The organism is Neobacillus sp. OS1-32 (assembly GCF_030915425.1).
Classification (GTDB): Bacteria; Bacillota; Bacilli; order Bacillales; family Cytobacillaceae; genus Neobacillus; species Neobacillus paridis.
This window is the reverse complement of sequence record NZ_CP133263.1, coordinates 3,344,911-3,365,747: the sequence shown is the minus strand read 5'-3', so window position 1 is coordinate 3,365,747 and position 20,837 is coordinate 3,344,911. Positions and strand designations below refer to the sequence as shown.

At 41.0% G+C, this 20,837-nt stretch carries 15 protein-coding genes, 4 tRNA genes and 1 pseudogene; 3 read left to right on the top strand and 17 right to left on the bottom strand.

Annotation, left to right across the window (positions count from 1 at the left end; translation table 11 throughout):
* Positions 1-29: 29 nt before the first annotated feature.
* From rlmH to RCG24_RS16795, 4 genes and pseudogenes are all read right to left on the bottom strand, one after another.
* Positions 30-509 carry a 23S rRNA (pseudouridine(1915)-N(3))-methyltransferase RlmH gene (gene rlmH / locus RCG24_RS16810; protein WP_202654600.1) on the bottom strand — a complete coding sequence of 160 codons (480 nt, stop codon included), beginning with the start codon at positions 507-509 and terminating at the stop codon, positions 30-32.
* Positions 510-610: 101 nt separating this feature from the next.
* A complete protein-coding gene (locus RCG24_RS16805) occupies positions 611-769 on the bottom strand; it encodes a CxxH/CxxC protein (protein ID WP_202654601.1) in 159 nt (52 codons plus the stop codon).
* A 109-nt stretch (positions 770-878) separates the two neighbouring features.
* Positions 879-2,116, bottom strand: a pseudogene (locus RCG24_RS16800) (S1C family serine protease).
* 126 nt (positions 2,117-2,242) lie between these two features.
* Entirely contained in the window at positions 2,243-2,689 is a 447-nt protein-coding gene (locus tag RCG24_RS16795; RefSeq protein ID WP_308077522.1) for a MarR family winged helix-turn-helix transcriptional regulator, read from the bottom strand.
* A gap of 153 nt (positions 2,690-2,842) precedes the next feature.
* Here RCG24_RS16795 and RCG24_RS16790 point away from each other — a divergent pair, with 153 nt between their 5' ends.
* The 3 genes from RCG24_RS16790 (at position 2,843) to RCG24_RS16780 (ending at position 5,838) form a co-directional block, all read left to right on the top strand.
* Positions 2,843-3,622 (top strand): MurR/RpiR family transcriptional regulator, encoded by a 780-nt coding sequence (locus RCG24_RS16790; protein ID WP_202654604.1) that lies wholly within the window; start codon positions 2,843-2,845, stop codon positions 3,620-3,622.
* A gap of 435 nt (positions 3,623-4,057) precedes the next feature.
* Positions 4,058-4,336 carry a hypothetical protein gene (locus tag RCG24_RS16785; protein WP_235888106.1) on the top strand — a complete coding sequence of 93 codons (279 nt, stop codon included), beginning with the start codon at positions 4,058-4,060 and terminating at the stop codon, positions 4,334-4,336.
* Positions 4,306-5,838 (top strand): amidohydrolase, encoded by a 1,533-nt coding sequence (locus RCG24_RS16780; RefSeq protein ID WP_308077521.1) that lies wholly within the window; start codon positions 4,306-4,308, stop codon positions 5,836-5,838. The genes RCG24_RS16785 and RCG24_RS16780 overlap by 31 nt, the downstream gene beginning before the upstream one ends.
* Positions 5,839-6,132: 294 nt before the next feature.
* Here RCG24_RS16780 and RCG24_RS16775 read toward each other — a convergent pair whose 3' ends face one another.
* The 13 genes from RCG24_RS16775 to RCG24_RS16715 form a co-directional block, all read right to left on the bottom strand.
* Entirely contained in the window at positions 6,133-6,927 is a 795-nt protein-coding gene (locus tag RCG24_RS16775; RefSeq protein WP_202654605.1) for an MBL fold metallo-hydrolase, read from the bottom strand.
* A gap of 6 nt (positions 6,928-6,933) precedes the next feature.
* A complete protein-coding gene (yycH, locus tag RCG24_RS16770; protein WP_308077520.1) occupies positions 6,934-9,042 on the bottom strand; it encodes a two-component system regulatory protein YycI in 2,109 nt (702 codons plus the stop codon).
* Positions 9,039-10,865 carry a cell wall metabolism sensor histidine kinase WalK gene (gene walK / locus RCG24_RS16765; protein ID WP_308077519.1) on the bottom strand — a complete coding sequence of 609 codons (1,827 nt, stop codon included), beginning with the start codon at positions 10,863-10,865 and terminating at the stop codon, positions 9,039-9,041. The genes yycH and walK overlap by 4 nt, the downstream gene beginning before the upstream one ends.
* A 6-nt stretch (positions 10,866-10,871) precedes the next feature.
* Entirely contained in the window at positions 10,872-11,582 is a 711-nt protein-coding gene (gene yycF / locus RCG24_RS16760; protein ID WP_202654609.1) for a response regulator YycF, read from the bottom strand.
* Between the two features lie 239 nt (positions 11,583-11,821).
* On the bottom strand, positions 11,822-13,240 hold the full coding sequence (locus tag RCG24_RS16755) for a peptidoglycan DD-metalloendopeptidase family protein (RefSeq protein ID WP_308077518.1): 1,419 nt from the start codon (positions 13,238-13,240) through the stop codon (positions 11,822-11,824).
* A gap of 375 nt (positions 13,241-13,615) precedes the next feature.
* Positions 13,616-13,688, bottom strand: a tRNA-Phe gene (locus RCG24_RS16750).
* A gap of 182 nt (positions 13,689-13,870) precedes the next feature.
* Positions 13,871-13,947, bottom strand: a tRNA-Asp gene (locus RCG24_RS16745).
* A 191-nt stretch (positions 13,948-14,138) separates the two neighbouring features.
* Positions 14,139-14,210: transfer RNA gene (locus tag RCG24_RS16740), tRNA-Glu, on the bottom strand.
* A gap of 15 nt (positions 14,211-14,225) precedes the next feature.
* Positions 14,226-14,301: transfer RNA gene (locus tag RCG24_RS16735), tRNA-Lys, on the bottom strand.
* Positions 14,302-15,205: 904 nt separating this feature from the next.
* Entirely contained in the window at positions 15,206-16,498 is a 1,293-nt protein-coding gene (locus RCG24_RS16730) for an adenylosuccinate synthase (protein WP_308077517.1), read from the bottom strand.
* 324 nt (positions 16,499-16,822) lie between these two features.
* The gene (dnaB, locus tag RCG24_RS16725) at positions 16,823-18,187 is read right to left on the bottom strand and encodes a replicative DNA helicase (RefSeq protein WP_202654612.1); all 1,365 of its coding nucleotides are present in this window, start codon (positions 18,185-18,187) and stop codon (positions 16,823-16,825) included.
* 208 nt (positions 18,188-18,395) lie between these two features.
* A complete protein-coding gene (gene rplI, locus RCG24_RS16720) occupies positions 18,396-18,842 on the bottom strand; it encodes a 50S ribosomal protein L9 (RefSeq protein WP_202654613.1) in 447 nt (148 codons plus the stop codon).
* On the bottom strand, positions 18,839-20,812 hold the full coding sequence (locus tag RCG24_RS16715; protein WP_308077516.1) for a DHH family phosphoesterase: 1,974 nt from the start codon (positions 20,810-20,812) through the stop codon (positions 18,839-18,841). Before RCG24_RS16715 ends, rplI begins: the two co-directional genes overlap by 4 nt.
* Positions 20,813-20,837: the final 25 nt, after the last annotated feature.

The window sequence follows — 20,837 nt, the reverse complement described above, 5'->3', positions numbered from 1 at the left end:
ACTTTTTCACCAATATTTTAACACCTCATTTACTTATGATACGGTTCACCCCTAATAATCCGAAACGCCCGATAGATCTGCTCAAGCAAAATCAATCGCATCAGCTGATGGGGGAAGGTCATCCGCGAGAACGACAGCTGTTCATTCGCCCGCTGCAAGACTTCGTCACTCAGTCCCAGTGATCCGCCGATGACGAAGGCAATTTTACTTTTACCGTAGGTGGCCAGTTGATCCAACGACTCGGCCAATTCTTCTGATGAGCGCATCTTCCCCTTAATCGCCAAAGCAATTACATAGGTATCCGCACTAATTTTGGTGAGAATTCGTTCGCCCTCCTTTTGCTTCACCTGGAGCATTTCCAATTCACTTAACTCCTCCGGGGCCTTTTCGTCTGCAACTTCAACCATCTCCACCTTGGCATAGGCGGAAAGCCGCTTGAGATACTCCTCTATCCCCAGCTTCAAGTACTTCTCTTTTAATTTTCCAACCGTAATAATTGAGATATTCACAATCCACAACCCTTTTAAATGGAATTAAGCACAGCTTACAAACAACTTATCCACAGAAGTTATCCACATATGCACATTTTTTATCCACATCTTGTATGAAATCACTTGTTCGCCACAAAATATACAGCCCTGTTTGAGCAAAATTCACAACTTGTTGATAAGTTATCCACATCAATTTTTGTTAATACCGGAAATGTTTCATATTCATCCACAATGATATCTAAACCCAGCTCGACATGTTCCTCACAGCAATAAATCATTTTACTCTTTCACCTTTCCTCATTATTGACATTGACTACCCGTACTATATCATACTGCATTAAGAAAAACAGGAAAGTGAGTCAAACACCTTCCTGTTTTCAACCATTCCTATTGTATTTTATCTGAAGTTAACGTTAAACTTGTTTCCCGCAGCTTGCCATTGCGGTAATATTTGATGGTCATTTTCTCGCCGATATTCTTTTTCGTATACAAGTGTTGGCGAAGATCAATGACATCATTGATTTTTTGACCATCCATCTCGACAATGACATCCAACTCTTGAAGTCCGGCGCGTGCCGCCGGTGAGCCCGGCACAACTTGGCGAATCGCCACACCATAGGTTATATCGCGCGGGAGCTTTAACGCCTCCTGCTGATAGTAGGCAGGAATTTCATCCACTGATTTTAAGTCCAAGCCCATATAAGGCCGTTTGACACTGCCATATTTCTCAAGATCATCAATAATTGGCTTGGCGGAATTAATTGGAATCGATAAACCAATCCCTTCAACCGCATTCTGAGCAATTTTCATTGAGTTAATCCCGACGACCTGACCAGCCATATTAATCAAGGCTCCGCCGCTGTTACCCGGATTAATCGCGGCATCCGTCTGTAAAACCTCCGATTGCCAGTCAACCACACCATCCTGATCAATGTCAACTGGTATTGTCCGGTTTAGCCCGGAGATAATTCCTTGGGTAACCGAGCCAGAAAAGGTCGGACCAAGCGGGTTGCCGATCGCAATCACCGGTTCTCCTATTTTTAAACTGTCAGAATCGCCAAATTCCGCGATTTTTTTTACTTTGTTTGCATCTATTTGAAGGACCGCCAAGTCAGACCAAATATCACTTCCCAATAGCTTGGCTGGCAGCTTTGTTCCATCAGATAGACTGACTTCCAGCCTTGTTGCACCTTCAACAACATGATGGTTTGTGACAACATAGGCTTTTCCGCCGGCCTGTTTATAAATAACTCCTGAACCGGTTCCTGCTGTTTCATCAGAATTATCGCCGTTATCACTATCCGACCAAAAGCTGTTTATTGGATATTGTTGATTCCGACAACAGCTGCAGCGGTTTTATCAATGGCGTTGGTGGTATTGGTTTTTACATCATAGGCAACCTGCTTATGTATCGTCTGTTGTCCGGTATTATCTGTAGTTGTTTCGGCAGTTTTTTGATTTGGCTGCACTGTATAGGGAAGAAGCCCATTGTTGGAAAGAGCGGGAATGGCAATGATAACCAAGATGGCACCTAAAATGGCGCCTACCAGGCTGGCAATAAAGATTCCACCCTTACCTTTCTGTCCACTGGAGCGGTTCGGTGAATGATCATCATAATAACCCAAATTACATCATTCCTCTCTTACGATATGATTGATACTTTTTATTTTGGCTTATTAATATAATTATACTCAGGCCAAAGGGAAAATACTGATTGAAAAAGGCACAGAGTGTTCTCACCTTTGCATATTTTAACTTTCGTTATTTTCCTTAAAAAGGCTACTAAGCTTTTCCATTGTTTGAACCATTTGCTCCAGTTCTTCCACTTTTATCTGAGAGCAGTATTTTTTAATAAATGTCTCATCAGCTTCGGCAATTAATTGAGCATATTTTTTCCCTTCCTCCCCAAGAAAGATAAAAGATTCACGAAGATTGTTTGGATTACTTTCACGAACTATAAATTTTCTTTTACCTAACTTTGATAAAACTTGGCTAACTGCACTTTTTGTAATTGAAAAATTTGCCGCGATATCATTTGCTCTCACCCCTTGATTCCGCATGATATAGAGAAGTATATTTTCTTGCTGAACAGTTAAGTTGTATTCATTTATTTTTTGTGCACCTTTGTTATATTGCAGGTAAAACTCGTAAACGGCTTGATTTAATCTATTGAAAATTTTTCGATAATCCGCAAGCATGGTCGTCCTCCTGAAAAATGAATGATTGACTAAAATTTTGAAAGTAGTTACATTTAGTTTAGTTAAGTTAAATAAACTATATAATTCTTTTTTAAATCAAATGATAAAAAGCTGAAAATATAATGAAAACCTTTCCTATTGGGGGCGGAAAAAATGGACTTTTTTGAAATTACATCAAAACACCTTAATACTCTGAATAATAATGAAAAGGAACTATATAATTATATCATTCGAAATATCGAAGAGGTAAAGAGAAGCACAATACGTGAATTGGCCGCAAAATGCTATGTATCCTCTGCTACCATGAGCCGTTTTTTAAAAAAAATTGGTTTTTCCGGCTACAGTGAATTTACTGCCATTTTAAAATATACAGATTCAAACTTTATCAAAAACACGAATCCATTTACTGTCTCACAGGAAAATTATCGAATTGAGTATTTAAAAAATATTTATGAATCCGTTCGTGTACTTGATGAGGAAAAAGTGGATAAAATTATTCATCTTCTTAAAAATAAGCCAAGGCTCATCGTAATGGCACGCGGTTTAAACAAAAGTGTTGCCCATTATTTTGAATATATTTTTTCTGGCCTCGGTTTTGAAGTTGTTTTTCCAGAAGACCACTACTTTCGCAAGATGCTATTAAGCGGAATTCGAAACAATGACCTTGTCTTCTTTTTATCGTATGGCGGAGAGGATAGAGAATTGATTTTGGATATTGAACAATTGAATATTAAATCAAAAGCGACTGTTATCTCGATCACATCAGCAAATAATAATCCTGTACAAAACATGAGCCATATTAATCTGTATATATTTTCGGATTATATCCATTATAACGAAATAGATTTGACATCAAGAATCTCCATGATTAGTATTATTGAATTAATTTCTTATAAATATATGGTCGAAATAATGGAGCAATCAGCAAAGTAAAAATTACCCCTTCACGGAATTTATTTAAAAGCGACCTCGGTCTTTTCCATGCCCCTTTACGGACTCGCCAATCGGCGAGTTTTTATTTATGATCCCTTTTCATTGATACATTCATTATTTTTCTTTCATCGAAACATGTTTCATAGTTTGAAACATGTTTCAGAGGCACTAGGATTATCAGCTCTTTTATTAAAACATGTTTCATGATTTGAAACATGTTTTAATAGAAGAATGCCGAAAACTATAGCTCAAAAATCTATTTCCTTTGTAAACGCTTAACCTTAGTATATAGGTGAAACATTCCTGCAGAAATGTCTAAATAATGTGTAGGGGGGCTTTAACCAGAGGATAAGGACTATATGTTGGAACTTGCTAAACAGAACGAACTAGCCTTACAGAAAAGCTTATTTTCTTATACTAAAGGGGGCTTAACAAATGAAAGGTATTCTACAAAATCGTAGTCTAGCATTTTTAATCATCATTCTTTTGGCAATATTACCAGTATTAAGCGGCTTTACCAAAGACAGTCCAAAATCAACGAAAACATCTGGTGAAAAAGCTTCTCTAGTTCTTAAAAATGGGATTGTCTATACAATGGAAAAAAGCCAGCCAACAGCTCAGGCAATTGCTGCAAAGAACGGCAAAATCATTTATGTGGGCAGTACAAAGGTGTCCAAAAATATGTGGATAAAAACACCAAGGTTATTGATTTAAAGGGAAAGATGGTTGCTCCGAGATTTATGGATGGCCATACGCATATAGAGTCACTTTGGGTTACAAAGCTTTTTCAAGTAGATCTTACCACTTTGAAAAGTAAGCAAGAATACATTAAGGCTGTATCCGATTTCAGAAAGAACCATCCTCATGATAAGATCATTTTAGGTAACGGCTGGCAAAATGGCCCATTTAAACTAGCGGATGGGACGAATCCAGGGCCACAAAAAGAGGATCTTGATGCAGTGGTTTCCGATATACCAGTCATTCTCTATTCGATTGATCAACATTCTGTGTGGGTAAACTCTAAGGCACTTGAAATGGCCGGAATTACGAAGAATACCAAGGCGCCTAAAGGCGGAATGATTGAACACAATGCCGATGGCTCTCCACGGGGTGTTTTACGGGAAGGTGCCACGAATTTGGTCAATAAAGTCAGTGATTTGTTTAAGTTAACTAAAGAACAATATAAACAAGCCATTTTGAAATATCAAGAGGAAATGCACAGCTATGGGATGACTGGCGTTATGACCTTTCAATTAAAGGGTGTCCCGGTTATTGATGCAATCGGTGAATTGGAAAAGGAAGGAAAGTTGACGATGCGTGTCTCCGGCGCCTATTTTGTCGACCCGGGGGACAATCCTAAAGAAGTGGTTAAAACGATAAAAGCTGCTAAACAAAAATATCATTCTGATTGGCTGCAAGTACACACGGCTAAACTATTTGCCGATGGGGTAACCGAAGGAAAGACCGCTCTATTCCTTGAACCATATACAAAAAATGCAGGAATGGGTCCAAACTTTCGTGGCGATTCAGTTTGGAAAGTGGATGAATTCAACAAAATGGTTGCGGCTATGGACAAAGCTGGGATACAGGTTCATATCCATGCGATTGGTGATGGTGCTGTCAACATGAGCCTCAACGCAATTGAAAAAGCTGCCAAAGCCAATGGCGTACGGGATTCTCGTCATACGATCACACATATTTCGGCAATCTCAGATAAGGATATTCCTAGAATGAAGGCCTTAAAGGTCATTGCATCATTACAGCCATTCTGGTTTTATAAAGACCAATATTATGAGTTGGAAAAATCTATGGTTGGTGAAAAACGAGCTTTGGCATTTTACCCGGCAAGGAAGATGTGGGATAAAGGAGTAACGATTGCCGGCTCCAGCGACTACCCACCGACTCCTGACTACCGCCCGCTTAATTCGATCGAGACAGGAGTCACCAGAAACAGCCCATATCCGGGTGAGCAAGATAAGAATATGGTTCGTAATGCTTCGCAGGCGCTTACCGTTCGGGAAATGCTTCAGGCAGTGACCAAAAATGTTGCCTACCAAATATTCCGTGAAAAGGATCTGGGAACATTGAAAGTAGGCAAGAAAGCCGACATGGTCGTGCTTGATCGGGATATTACTAAAATCAAGCCTAAGAACATCTCCGAGACACCTGTAGATTACACTATCGTTGGCGGAAAAATTGTCTTTAAAAGAAAATAATTAACGAAGCCTAATATCATTCTGTAGAAGATCAATATTATTCCAGATCCAGAAAAATAAACAGGTCAATTAACTTTACAAAAGGGGCTGTCCGAAAAGTGGTTTTTCAGCCCCAAAATTAAAAATAGAAAAACCCAAGAATGTTGATAATATCAGCATTCTTGGGTTTTTATTTTCGGTGTTTTTTACTCAAAAATGGACTTTCGGACAGCCCCTTCACTTTACTTTAAATTAATCAATCTTTTGTCAAATACCTTTATTAAACAATTACGATGGCATTCTCATTTTTCGATTCTATACTGCCGTTAAAATGGTTGGGGTCTTCGGGTCTGTATCATAAAGCCCAAATTGTTCGCCTACAATGATCCCGCGGCTTTCTAATGTTTGGGTCACCGACATTCTTGCCAAATCCTTCATATTATTATCCATGCTTAAGTGGGCAAGATACACTTTTTTTGTCCGGTCGCCAATGACCTCACTCATCGCAAGTGCCGCGTCTTCATTGGAGACGTGTCCGACATCACTTAAAATTCTTCGTTTAAGATTCCACGGATAGCGGCCCATCCTGAGCATTTGCACATCATGATTCGATTCAAACACATACACATCGGCATTTGAGATGATTCCTTTCATTCGGTCGCTGACATATCCGGTATCAGTAATTAACACCAGTTTTTTTCCGGAATGATGGAAGATATAAAACATTGGCTCTGCAGCATCGTGCGAAACACCAAATGATTCAATCTCAATCGAACCAAAACTTTTTACCGATTCCATGTTAAACACAAACTTCTGCTCGGTTGGAATGACGCCGACTGCGTGTTCCATGGCCTGCCATGTCTTTTCATTGGCATAGACCGGTAATTTATATTTGCGTGCCAAGACGCCGATTCCTTTTATATGGTCACTATGTTCATGGGTGACAAAAATCGCAGAAAGCTTGCTGGGATCACGGTCAATTTGTTGAAAAAGAGCATCCATCTGCTTTCCGCTAAAACCCGCATCTACCAAAAAGGAATGTTCGTCTGACTCGACGTAAAGGGCGTTGCCCGTACTGCCGCTGGCCAGGATGCTGTAACGTAAAGACATGCTAACTCACTCCACACTCATTTTTTCATCACTATTAAAATCAATAATCTGACCTTCGAAGGCATTGACAAACAAACTTTCCTTGCCATTTACCTCAAAGCGCCAGGTTGGGGCCAAAACTTGGGATGCTGCTAACTGAATGAGTGTCGAATAACCAAGCTCAACCTTGGTAATTTTACTTTTCGGCTTCAGGAGTCCCTTTTGATGCAGCGTTTCAATTACCTTTAATGGAGAAAGAATTTCCTCCTTCTTAGCTGCCATACCTTCTATTCCTTCCAAATAACTTTGTTGATAGGCAACAACCTGATTCTTCACATTAAACTTAAAAGAAATCATCCCATTAATATTATGATATAATGGGAGGTTGTCATATTGTTGAAAATAGGTAATCGTCTGCTGCTTATCATTTTTTTCCCAAAATTGATATTGATCGCCATATAACACGTGACCCTTCAAAAAAGCCGTCAGTTCCGCAGGTTCAAACTTTGAACTTAATTGCAGCGGTTTTTCCAAATTTGCAATTAAAACAGTACTCGGTTCCTTTGAAGCAATCCTTTGTCCTGTTAATTTCTTCGTATCCTCTGCGGTAAAAACTTTAGGTGTCGCACCTAAATATTTCGCTTTAATTAATGTTTTTGGCAGCTCGCCAAAGGTAATTTCGGCCGCCTTCAATTTTTCTTCAAACGAAGCATCGCTCATAATCTCATATTTATTGGCATCACGGATTTTCAGGAATTGATATAAAAGGTAGACATCCAGGACCAAAAACGTAATGATAAAAATGGTTTTAATTTTACTCCAATCCATGTCCCGGTCCCCCCCATCTTTCGTTGTAATCATTTCCCATTGATTATCGTAGCGATAGTACCAGGCGGGCTTTAAGAGGATCAGCTTACTCCCCTCCGGATCCTTTTCCATGTGATAACCTAATACGATTTGTTCAAGAAGCTCCGGTTTATAGTTTGGCCTATCTTTTACCATTTCCAGCGCTTCATATCCTGACGAACTGATAACGCTTTTGGCCTCTGTTGTTAATTGCAGCTCCAAGGAAATGTTCGGACGAATATATTTATTAAGTTCATTTCGGCCCCACACCTCGGTGATTTCCGAAAGTCCTACATCATTGAATACTGGCAAGCCATCCTTGCTATACAATCGAAAGGTAACCATTCGCTTATATTCATCCTTGGCAGCATAGCGGAATTGATCAGTCCACCCGCCGTGTTCATTGACAAAATCAATGCTGCGCTTCACCAAATCATAAGCATTTTCCGTATAATTATCCTCTGCTGTTGGATTTACATAAGACAACATGTTTTTATCATTTATAATCGTCAATTTACTTGAGTCATTTGTATACTCTTCCCCGTTGGTTAGTATACTTTTTTTGACAAAACTTGGGTCACTAAAGAGCGCTTCCTTAAATTCCTCAGAATCAAGGGTTTTCGGCACATACTTGTACATAATCATTTTTGTTTCATTCTTAGGAAGAAAAATCGTCCGTGTATTTGTCGGATTATAAGCAAAATAGACAGGATACTCATCACCATTTTTAAAAAAGCTGCGATAAAAAGCATTAAGATTAGCCAGTGAAATATTACTAATGTAAACATCGCGATTTTTCGAGGAAACAAAATAGACAATCCCGTTTTCTTTTTCGGAATGTTCCACATTAATCACAATTCGATCAAAGTTAAACGATGGGACTTTCCTTTGTTTGATGTTTAGGACACTTCGATATAATTCAATTGGTACTTCATCGGGAAAAATGATTTCAGCATTACCGCTGCCATGGACCAACTGATTAAAATTATTCACCTTGTCTGTATAATTTTTTAAATCGAAAAAAGTCCATTTGCTTAATTCCTTGATGACTTTTTCCAATTCTCCATCATTATACGTGCCATAATGCTTGCCATTAATATGAAACATTGCTAGGTCGGGACGGATAATTTTCTTGACTTCCTGTTTTTTACTCAAGGTTACTTCATTGACATAATTACGGCTTTTCATTGTTTCGTAATCAGGCTGATATGTCCAAAGATTCCAGGTTAATAAAATACTGACCAAGACTAAGATTGTCAGAATAACCGATTTGATTGTTTCGTATCTCATGACCATTCATCCTCTTCAGTACTCTCATACGGCAGCGAAAAAGCAATGGTTGTTCCTTTCCCTTCTCTGCTTTTTGCCCAAATTTTGCCGCCATGAACCTTTATGATTTCCTTGGCAATGGCTAGTCCAAGTCCTGTACCGCCCAATTTACGGGTTCTAGCTTTATCGACGCGATAAAACCGATCAAATATTTTTCCAAGACTCTCTTTTGGAATGCCAACACCTTCATTTGTCACACTAACAATGATATTGTCGCCTTTTTCTTTGATCGCGAAGGTGATCTGTCCGCCTTCTGGTGAATACTTTAAGGCATTTGAGATAATGTTGTAGAGCACCTGTGTCATTTTATCTTCATCCACTTCCACAAAGATGGCATGGTTCGGCAGCATCCGTTTAAAGGTGACATTTTGCTGCTTAGACATTTCGAACCGGTCAATAATACGGTCATAGAAAACGACAAAATTGACCCATTCCTTATTGAGTTTATAGTCGATACTATCCATTTTCGATAGCTGCAACAGATCATTGACAAGACGGATCATTCTTTCCGTTTCGGTTCGTGTCACCTCTATAAACCCCGGAGCAATTTCCTTATCGCTCCAGGCGCCATCAGCCAATGCTTCCAAGTAGCTGCGCATCGTCGTCAACGGTGTCCTTAACTCATGTGAAACATTGGCGACGAATTCTCTTCGTTCAGCATCAATTTTCTCCTGTTCGGTAATATCGTGGAGGACAGCAATTAATCCATTGACAAAACCGGTTTCTTTTTGAATCACAGAAAAATTGGCCCGAAGAATATATGGTCCATTTTTTGTACTATAATCCAAAATTAAGGAATCCTTTTCTTCTAGTAGATCCTCAAACGTATTGGTGCCTTCCAAGCCTAGAACGGAGACAATCGGCTGGGAAAGAACTGTTTCACGTGAAACATCCAGCATTTCGGTAGCAGGATCATTTATCAAGATCACACGGCCTTTCCGATCCGTGGCAATCACGCCATCCGTCATGAACGACAAGACCGATGACAGCTTTCTTCGTTCCCCCTCTGTCATCGCTTGGGCTTCCTGCAGTTTTTTGGTTAAATGATTAAAGGTTGTCGCAAGCGTGCCAATTTCATCGTTACCGTACACTCTAACCTTCCGGGAAAAGTTCCCCTTCGCCATTGCCAACGCCTGTTTCTTCATATCAGCGATAGGCTTTGCCACTGTTTGAGCCAGCAAAACTCCGAGCACTGCGGTAATTGATAAAGCAATTGCCGTCCCTTTGGCAAAAATACTATTTATCGTCTTCATTTGGGTAAAAACACTTTCTATTTTTGCCACTAAATAAATGGCGCCAAGAACTTTATTGCCGGACTTGATGGGGGTGGAGAGAACCCAAATCCGATGACCAGTCTGGGGATCAATTTGAATCACACTTTGGTCCTCTTCCAACACCATTGATTGTTTAATTCGCAGTTCTGTCGTTCGCTGCCCGACAACTCCTTGATTATTAGTCTCAGATGTCCCCAAAATTTTCAGCGACCGGCCTTCAATTACCTGCACTTCTGAAATATCCACTGCTTTAAAATCACGAAGAATTTTGCCGATACTATCTTCAAGTGTCGGATCTTCAGGTGTTCTTTCTTTTTCCATTTCCTCACGAATATTATAAGCAAGCAAATTTACCCGTTCTTTAATCGATGTTTGAAAATTGGTCCTGAGGGTTGTCTCAAGCTGTTTGACAAAATAAACACCGATTACTTGCATTGCTACTAAAATAAGGAGGACATAGATTATCACAATTTTAACATGTATAGAGCGAAAGAAACCAACCTTTTTCACAAGTCATTACTCCTGTTCGGGATTCCGTAAATAATATCCCACCCCGCGTCTAGTGACAATCCATGCTGGGTGGCTTGGGTTATCTTCGATTTTTTCACGGAGACGCCTTACTGTAACATCAACGGTTCGAACGTCACCGTAATAATCATAGCCCCAAACGGTTTGCAGCAAATGCTCCCTAGTCATGACTTGACCAATATGCTGCGCCAGATAGTAAAGCAATTCAAACTCCCGGTGCGTTAATTCAATTGTTTCCCCGCGTTTGGATACAATATAGGCATCCGGATGGATCACAAGCGTGCCAATTGAAACTTCATTCGTATCATTTTCTGTCTCGGATTGAGAAATCACTTGCTGATGGCGGCGCAGGTTTGCTTTTACCCGGGCAATCAGTTCTCTTGTGCCAAATGGCTTTGTCACATAGTCGTCAGCACCTAGTTCAAGCCCCAAAACTTTATCAATTTCTGAATCCTTGGCCGTCAACATAATAATTGGCATTTCATAATTTTTCCTTATTTCCCTGCATACTTCCATACCATCTTTGCCAGGAAGCATAATATCGAGAAGGATGAGGTCAGGTTGTACTTCTTCTACTAAATTAAGTGCCTCATTGCCGTCATATGCACAATAAACGAGATACCCTTCTTTTCTCAGATTAAACTGGAGGATATCTGCAATTGGCTTTTCATCATCAACTATGAGAATCTTCTTTTCCATACCGTTACTCCTCTCCATAATGTGAAACTCTAATCTATCTTACATATTGCGAAAAGTCATAACTATTCTATTTTACTTTACCATTATTTTCGCCTAAATTCATCAATTAGAAGTATTTAACAACGAAAAGTGAAGTACCTAGCTGATTTTCTCTGACGTCAGATTAAAATGAAAAAGCCTCCGGCATTATGAGCCAGAGACATTGATTGCGCCCGCATTAGCGTGGAATCTCTCTAATTTTATCTGTTTATATATTTCAAAGGGTTGACTAGGCCACCGTTTTTATATACTTCAAAATGTAAATGGACACCTGTGGAATTTCCCGTGGAACCCATAATACCGATTGCCATCCCTTTGGAAACGGCTTGCCCAGCTTTTACCTTAAGCGACGACATATGGCCATATAATGTGCGAAATCCATTCCGATGATCGATGATGATTCGATTTCCATAGCCGCTTCCCCAACCAGCAGCCACCACTACACCATTATCGGCTGCTTTAATGGTTCTGTCACTTGGCCTTGCAATGTCAATTCCTTTATGCAATTTACCCCAGCGATACCCCATTTGACTGGAAATATAGCCGCCAACTGTCGGCCAGGCAAAGTCTCCTTCACCTCGGGAAGGAATAACCTTCGTTCCCTTGACAACAACACGGTTTACCGGCTGCTTAAGAGTTTGTTGGCTAACTTTTTCCTTATAGGTTTCGGTGCCGTTTTGTTCGGTAATATTATAGATTACCGATTGCAGCCCATCCTTGCCTTCTTGGGTTATTTTTGTATGCCCTTTGGTTAAACTTGAGTTTTCAACCGTTTTGGTAGCAAACGGAATGGTTTCTTTTTTCTTTGTTTCCTTTTCCACGATTACTTCCAATAGTGGGGTAAGTGTGGTAACATTCATTTCTTGACCAATTTTTAAAAGTGTTTTCTCTGAAAGCTGCGGGTTCAATTCTAAGAGGTCTTTTAGCTTTAAGCCATGCTGCCGGGCAATTGATTCAAGTGTATCGCCGTTCTGAACCGTATATTTTCTATCTTGTACTGTTCCTTTTTGCAAATAGGTGACGGCATCCCTAAGCGCCAAAATTTTTTCAGGCTCAACGTTCTGTTCGCTGACAGAAACATTTTTAGAAAAATGAACGTCTACTATCCGCGTCTCATCATCCTTTAATGGTGGTAAAGCCTTATCCAGGGAAGACTTTCTAGCTTCAAGCTCCTCTAATTGATCCTTGGAAACATATTGAAGCATAAGGTTTCTCATAACCTCCTGGGCAGTTTCTTTACGATCTAGATAAACTACTGGCTTTCCATCAATCACAATGGCAGCGGCTTGAATCTTTATCTGAAATACATCCTTTAAGGTTTTGATTGGTTGAGTGCCTTTAGCAGTATTGGATAAAACACGTTCTGGTATGTATAGGTCTTTTGGAGCAGATGTTGGTTGAGATTTGCTGATCTCTTCTGGTTTTTCAGACATTGGGTTGACGACCTTTTTATTGCTAATATTGCCGGCATATGTACCATTAACATAAACCTGATAGGCATTCGTTTTATCTGTGTTAGCAAAGGCAAGTGGACCGGTGCTAAATGCAATTGTCGAGACTGCCAGTGTTGAAATAACTGAAGTCTTTAATATTAAATATCGCTTATTCGAAAAGGCCATTTTATCCTCCTAAACCTTTTAAACTAGTACTCTCATGATCAAAGTCTTCCAGATTTTCAAACCTATTTTACTTTACCATAGTTTTTTTCGAATAATGTTGCAGTCTTAATAATGTAATATAAATGTATAATCGCTGACATTTTCCTATTTTTTATGAAATATGCCAGTAAAATCTGCCTATAATTCGGTCATTCGACCAGGCTAAAATTCCTATCATTCAAGAGTTTTCCTAGTACTAAGAGAGGGGCATCGTAAACTTATGGATTGGAGTATATTGGTTTGTGGCTGTTGAAAATTGAAGGGAATTTTACAATTAAATTAAACTGAAGGAAGCTAAAAAACGCTTGCCATGTGCAAGCGTTTTTTAGAATAAGATGGCTCAGGACGGAATCGAACCGCCGACACAAGGATTTTCAGTCCTTTGCTCTACCGACTGAGCTACTGAGCCATATGAGGTTATTGTTTCCTAAAACTTAATAGTGCTCGTCCTTCGTCCTCATCTCAGAGGGTCTCTTCAAGATGCGGCTCGATGGGTACGCTGAAGCTTATTCAAAGTAGCTTATTCGGACGTGCTCTACCGACTGAGCTACTGAGCCATATAAATTTTTTACTGTACAAAGTTATGTATGGTGGCGGTCTGGACGGGACTCGAACCCGCGACCTCCTGCGTGACAGGCAGGCATTCTAACCAGCTGAACTACCAGACCAATATTAATGACGAATCAGCAAGGAGACCGTCCTTGCCAGTCTTTCACCGACCCGCCAAATGCCGATGTCTAGCTACAGGCTCCATCGGCTCGAGGTCATAAGCCAATCCGTCCAGTAGGTTAAAAAACAACCTTCAGGCCGGCCCGTCTTATGCTTGTCGCCGATTAGCGGGCGCCTTCCGCTTTTCTAGTGACCCCTACGGGATTCGAACCCGTGTTACCGCCGTGAAAGGGCGGTGTCTTAACCGCTTGACCAAGGGGCCAATTTTGATGAAAAATGGTGAGCCATGAAGGACTCGAACCTTCGACCCTCTGATTAAAAGTCAGATGCTCTACCGACTGAGCTAATGGCTCATACTACTTTATTATCAGTTTGTGACGACGTTTTTTATCATAGCATGTTTATTGTATAAAGTGCAATACTTTTTTAATTCTTTTTATCTTTTTCTTGTAGTTTCGTCCTAAAGATATCTTATTAAAGACAATTCTTCTTGTTTTTCTTACAGTTTTGTCCTTCATAACCCTGATGAAAGACATTTTCCTCGGTTTTCTAACACGTTTTGTCCTTCATAACCCCGATGAAAGACATTTTCCTCGGTTTTCTAACACGTTTTGTCCTTCATAACCCTGATGAAAGACATTTCCCTCGGTTTTTTAACAGGTTTTGTCCTTCATAACCCTGATGAAAGACACTTTCCTCGGTTTTCTAACACGTTTTGTCCTTCATAACCCTGATGAAAGACATTTTCCTCGGTTTTCTAACACGGTTTGTCCTTCATAACCCCGATGAAAGACACTTCCCTCGGTTTTCTAACACGGTTTGTCCTTCATAACCCTGATGAAAGACACTTCCCTCGGTTTTCTAACACGTTTTGTCCTTCATAACCCCGATGAAAGACACTTCCCTCGGTTTTTTAACACTTTTTGTCCTTCATAACCCTAATGAAAGACATTTCCCTCGGTTTTCTAACACGCTTTGTCCTTCATAACCCTAATGAAAGACATTTCCCTTGGTTTTTTAACACGCTTTGTCCTTCATAACCCTGATGAAAGACATTTTCCTCGGTTTTTTAACAGGTTTTGTCCTTCATAACCCCGATGAAAGACGCTTTCCTCAGCTACCAACCTTATTTTATCCTTCAAAGCTCCGAAAAACAATCTGCTGCTGTCCGCTAGCAACTCAACTTTACCTCTTAGCATCCAATTAAAGTTAAAGAAGCCCTCCGAACGCGGAAGGTTTCTTAACTCTTCATTACAATTAGATCTGTCTCCAGGCGCTGCGGACAACGTTTGTCTGCGTCCGATCGGGACCGACAGAGAATGTCGACAGTGGAATACCTGTCAGCTGGGTGATGCGCTCCACATAGTGGCGGGCATTGACAGGCAGTTCATCTAAAGATTTAACACCAGTAATATCTTCTGTCCAGCCAGGAAGCTCCTCGTAAATCGGATCACATTCCGATAAAACTTTCAGACTTGCCGGATAATCGGTAATCACTTCATCCTTATAACGGTAGGCAGTACATATTTTTAGCGTCTCAATTCCTGTTAAGACGTCAATCGAATTGAGAGAGAGGTCGGTTAAACCGCTGACACGGCGTGCGTGGCGGACAACAACGCTGTCAAACCAGCCAATCCGGCGCGGACGCCCAGTTGTTGTACCATATTCACGACCCACTTCCCGAATTTTCTGGCCGATTTCATCATGCAGTTCTGTAGGAAACGGACCGTCTCCAACGCGGGAAGTATAGGCCTTACAAACACCAACTACATGGTTAATTTTTGAAGGGCCTACACCAGAACCAATAGTCACACCGCCAGCAACTGGATTTGATGACGTTACAAATGGGTAGGTGCCTTGGTCAATATCCAGCATTACGCCTTGCGCCCCCTCAAATAGGACGCGTTTTCCTTCATCCAAAGCATCATTTAATACAACCGATGTATCGCAAACATATTGTTTAAATTGCTGACCGTATTCATAGTATTCATCAAGAATATCTTCCTTTTTAAAGCCTTCCACTTCATAAATCCGCTCAAATAAGCGGTTTTTCTCAGCCAAATTTTGTTCCAATTTTGCTTCGAAAACTTCATAGTCAAGCAGATCGGCAATGCGAATGCCGACGCGGGCAGCCTTGTCCATATAAGCCGGACCAATGCCTTTTTTCGTTGTACCAATCTTATTGGCGCCTTTGCGTAATTCTTCGACTTCGTCCAGTCTGATATGATATGGCAGAATTACATGGGCCCGGTTACTAATTCTCAAATTATCGGTTGAAATGCCCTGCTCATGTAAATAGGCCAGTTCCTCAACAAGCGCTTTAGGATCGACGACCATTCCATTTCCAATCACACTTATCTTTTCTTTATAAAAAATACCTGATGGGATCAAATGCAATTTATACGTTACACCATCAAATTTAATCGTATGACCTGCATTATTTCCCCCTTGATAACGAGCTATAACCTCTGCATTTTCTGACAGAAAATCGGTAATTTTCCCTTTTCCTTCGTCTCCCCATTGTGTTCCAACAACAACAACTGATGACATGAAAGGCACCTCCGAAATATTCGCTTTTAGGTAATTTAATATTTTCCACCCCTATAGTGTACCAATATAAACTGCAAAAATCAATAAAACACGAACATTTTGTATAATAAATGCTAAATTCGTTCGTACAATCTTTTAAAATAGCAACCTATTGATGACCGACGGCTTTGGTAAAGCGGATCACACACGTAGGAAAATTATGCCCACTAAATGGAAACCTGCCCGATTAGCGAGTCCGTTAGGGCGGTTCACTCCCGTTGCAAAATTTGCGTACAAAAAAGGACAGCCAATGACGGCTATCCCTAAACCATTCGTATTAAGGTATTAAGCACCAGGCGGTACCATGGAATCATCAAAACGTCTCTCTAAGTTTACGAATTTATTATATTCTTTTACAAATGCCAGCTGTACCGTCCCAACCGGACCATTACGCTGCTTGGCAATGATGATTTCAATAATATTTTTATTCTCCGATTCCTTATCATAATAGTCATCGCGATAGAGGAAGGCAACAATATCAGCATCTTGCTCGATACTTCCGGATTCACGAATATCAGACATCATCGGCCGCTTGTCCTGGCGCTGCTCGACACCACGGGACAACTGTGAAAGGGCAATGACAGGCACTTCAAGTTCACGGGCCAGCTGTTTCAGGGCACGGGAAATTTCCGAAACTTCCTGCTGGCGATTTTCACCCGGCCTGCCGCTTCCAACAATCAGCTGCAGGTAATCGATTAAAATCATTCCTAAACCATGTTCCTGCTTGAGACGACGGCATTTAGCACGAATTTCATTTACCCGGATGCCAGGGGTATCATCGATATAAATCCCCGCATTCGACAGACTGCCCATTGCCATGACCAGCTTGCCCCAGTCATCATCGGTCAGGGAACCAGTACGAAGCCTTTGAGCATCAATGTTTCCCTCGGCGCAGAGCATCCGCATGACAAGCTGCTCTGCCCCCATCTCAAGGCTGAAAATAGCAACATTCTCACCGGCCTTAATGGCGACGTTCTGGGCAATATTTAAGGCAAACGCGGTTTTACCAACAGATGGCCGAGCCCCGACAATAATTAAATCATTGCGCTGAAATCCTGCGGTCATCCGGTCGAGTTCGGTAAATCCCGTCGGAATCCCGGTGATATCGCCAACACGGCTGTGCATCAGCTCAATATTATCGTATGTCCGAACAAGAACATCCTTAATATTTTGGAAGGCCCCGGCGTTCTTTCTTTGGGCCACGTCGAGAATGCTTTTTTCCGCTTCATTTAGAACTGTCTCCACTTCGTCTTCACGTGTATATCCATCCGTTGCAATGTTTGTGGCGGTGCGGATCAATCTTCGTAATAAAGACTTTTCTTCTACGATTCTAGCATAATATTCGATATTTGCAGCCGTTGGAACAGAGCCGGCCAGCTCGCTTAAATAGCTGACACCGCCAATATCTTCAATCAAGTTCGTGGCTGATAATTCCTCGGTGACGGTTATTAGGTCGACTGCCTTGCCTTCATCATTCAGCTTTAACATGACGTTAAAGATCTTTTGGTGAGCAGCCCGGTAGAAATCTTCAGGCATCAAAATTTCAGAAGCCAATGTTAAAGAAGACGGTTCTAAAAAAATGGCTCCTAAAACCGCTTGCTCGGCTTCAATATTCTGCGGAGGCATGCGGTCAGCAAATAAGTCACTCATATAGCAAAACCTCCTGGAAGAAGGATTATTTTTTAAAAGGGATCTGTGAAGGCTTTTGTCGCCGATGTCGTCAAATAGAATGAGTCGGCAGTCAGCAAACAAGTTTTAACAAAGCCTTGCAAAAAGAAAAGTGACCAGTTAAAACCGATCACATGGATAAGAGTCTATCTCTATTCTATCATGATTTGTCCAAATTTGAACTGGAAAATCACACTTCTTTAACATGTACTTTTAAGGTAGCGGTGACCTCATGATGAAGTTTCACCGGAACCTTGGTAACGCCCAGGGAGCGGATAGCATCGGACATTTCCATTTTCCGTTTATCAATTTTAATGCCATGCTTTTTCTGCAGTTCTTCAGCAATTTGCTTCGATGTAATGGAGCCGAACAGTCTGCCGCCTTCACCTGCTTTAGCTGATAATTCCACTGTAATCTGATCCAATTTTTCCTTTAATTTCTTGGCTTCAGCCAGCTCCTCGGCCGCTAGCTTTTCCTGCTTTTTATTTTGTGCCTCTAAAGAACTGATATTAGCTTTTGTTGCTTCAATTGCCAAGCCTTGTTTTAACAAAAAGTTATGAGCATAGCCATCAGCAACATTTTTGATTTCACCCTTTTTTCCTTTTCCTTTGACATCCTTTAGAAAAATAACCTTCATTCTTTTTTGCTCCCTTCAAAATATTCGTCAATTGCCTGCTTTAATTTCGCTTCTGTTTCAGCTATGGTTAATCCTGATAGCTGCGTTGCGGCATTGGTTAAATGCCCGCCGCCCTTTAAGCTTTCCATAATAATTTGAACATTGACATTTCCTAAGGAGCGGGCACTGATGCCAATAACATCTTCATTCCGTTTGGCAATCACGAAGGAGGCCAGGACGCCATCCATCGATAGTAACGTATCGGCCGCCTGGGCAATGATCACTTGGTCATGTACGTCAAATTCGCCGCCTTTGGCAATGGCAATGCCGTTACGATAAAAAACAACAGATTCAATTAATTTTGATCTTTGTTTAAATGTATCTATGCTCTCTTTCATAAACTTCTGAACAAGGATCGTATCAGCTCCATGTGCCCGAAGGTAGGATGCCGCATCGAATGTCCTCGAGCCCGTCCGCAGCGTAAAGCTTTTTGTATCGACAATAATTCCAGCTAGCAAAGCAGTCGCTTCAATTACCTCTATTTTAGCGCGTTTTGGCTGATATTCAAGGAACTCAGTCACCAGTTCCGACGTAGAGGAAGCATATGGTTCCATATAAACCAGCAATGGATTACTAATAAAGTCCTCGCCACGGCGATGATGGTCAATGACGACAACATGGTCAATGCGATTTAGCAGCCGTTCTTCGATGACCATTGAAGGCTTATGGGTATCAACGACAACCAACAGGGTTTTATCTGTGGCAATTTCCAGCGCTTCTTCCGGGCCGATGAACCGGGAATATAACCTCTCTTGGGTGCGGATTTCATCCATTAAGCGTTTGACACCATTATCGACCTCTTGCATATTCACGACAATATAGGCATCTTTTTGATTCATCTGGGCTACCTTATAAATGCCAATACTGGCACCGATCGAATCCATATCCGGATTTTTATGGCCCATAATGATCACTTTATCACTTGCGGTTATTAGATCTTTTATGGCATGAGAAATGACCCGTGCCCTTACCCTTGTTCGTTTTTCAATCGGGTTAGTTTTCCCACCATAAAATTTCACCTTACCGTTTGGCAGTTTAATTGCCACTTGGTCACCGCCCCGACCCAATGCCAAATCAAGGCTCGACTGAGCTAACACGCCTAATTCCGGCAACGAGGAGACCCCTGTTCCCACTCCAATACTCAAGGTAAAGGAAACATTATGTTTTGAAGTCATTTCCCTGATATCATCCAGGATGGTGAATTTCCCCTTTTCCAGGGAATGGAGGATTTCCTCGTTAAATACCGCAATAAAGCGCTCTGATGAAACCCGCTTGAGGAAAATCCCATTATCATTTGCCCATTTATTCAAAATAGAAGTGACCAAATTATTGATGCTTCCACGCATTTGATCATCCATACCCTGGGTCAGCTCATCATAATTATCTAAAAAGATGATGGCAATCACGGTTCGTTCATTCTGATAGATTTGTTCCAGCTCTTTTTGCTCCGTTACATCAAAAAAATATAGCAGCCGCTCTTCATGTTTATGAATAACACGAAACTTCCGCTCACGAAGAGTGATAATTTCTGACTTTATTTCTTGTTTTATTAACGGAATCAGATCGTCGGCCACATCATAAAGTGATCTTCCTATCAGGGTGTCCTCATCAAAGCAAGAAGCCAAAAAAGGATTGGCCCATTCGATATAATATTCATCATTGATGAGCATTATCCCGATCGGCATCTCCAGCAATGCCTCCTCGCCAACCCTTTTGACCCGGTAAGAAAGAGTGGCGATATACTCTTCCATTTCCTGTCTTTGGCGCCGGTCTACGATAAACATATAATAGACCGGGATGATCATTAATACCAGCCCAGCCAGACTCAAGATCCAATTATATAAGAAAAGGACGAGAAGCAGTATGACTACAACGCCCAGTAAACCGTAAAAAGGGTATCGGATTGACCTCTTTTCTATAAATGCCGGCAACGTTTTCAGCTCCTATTTGAAAGTC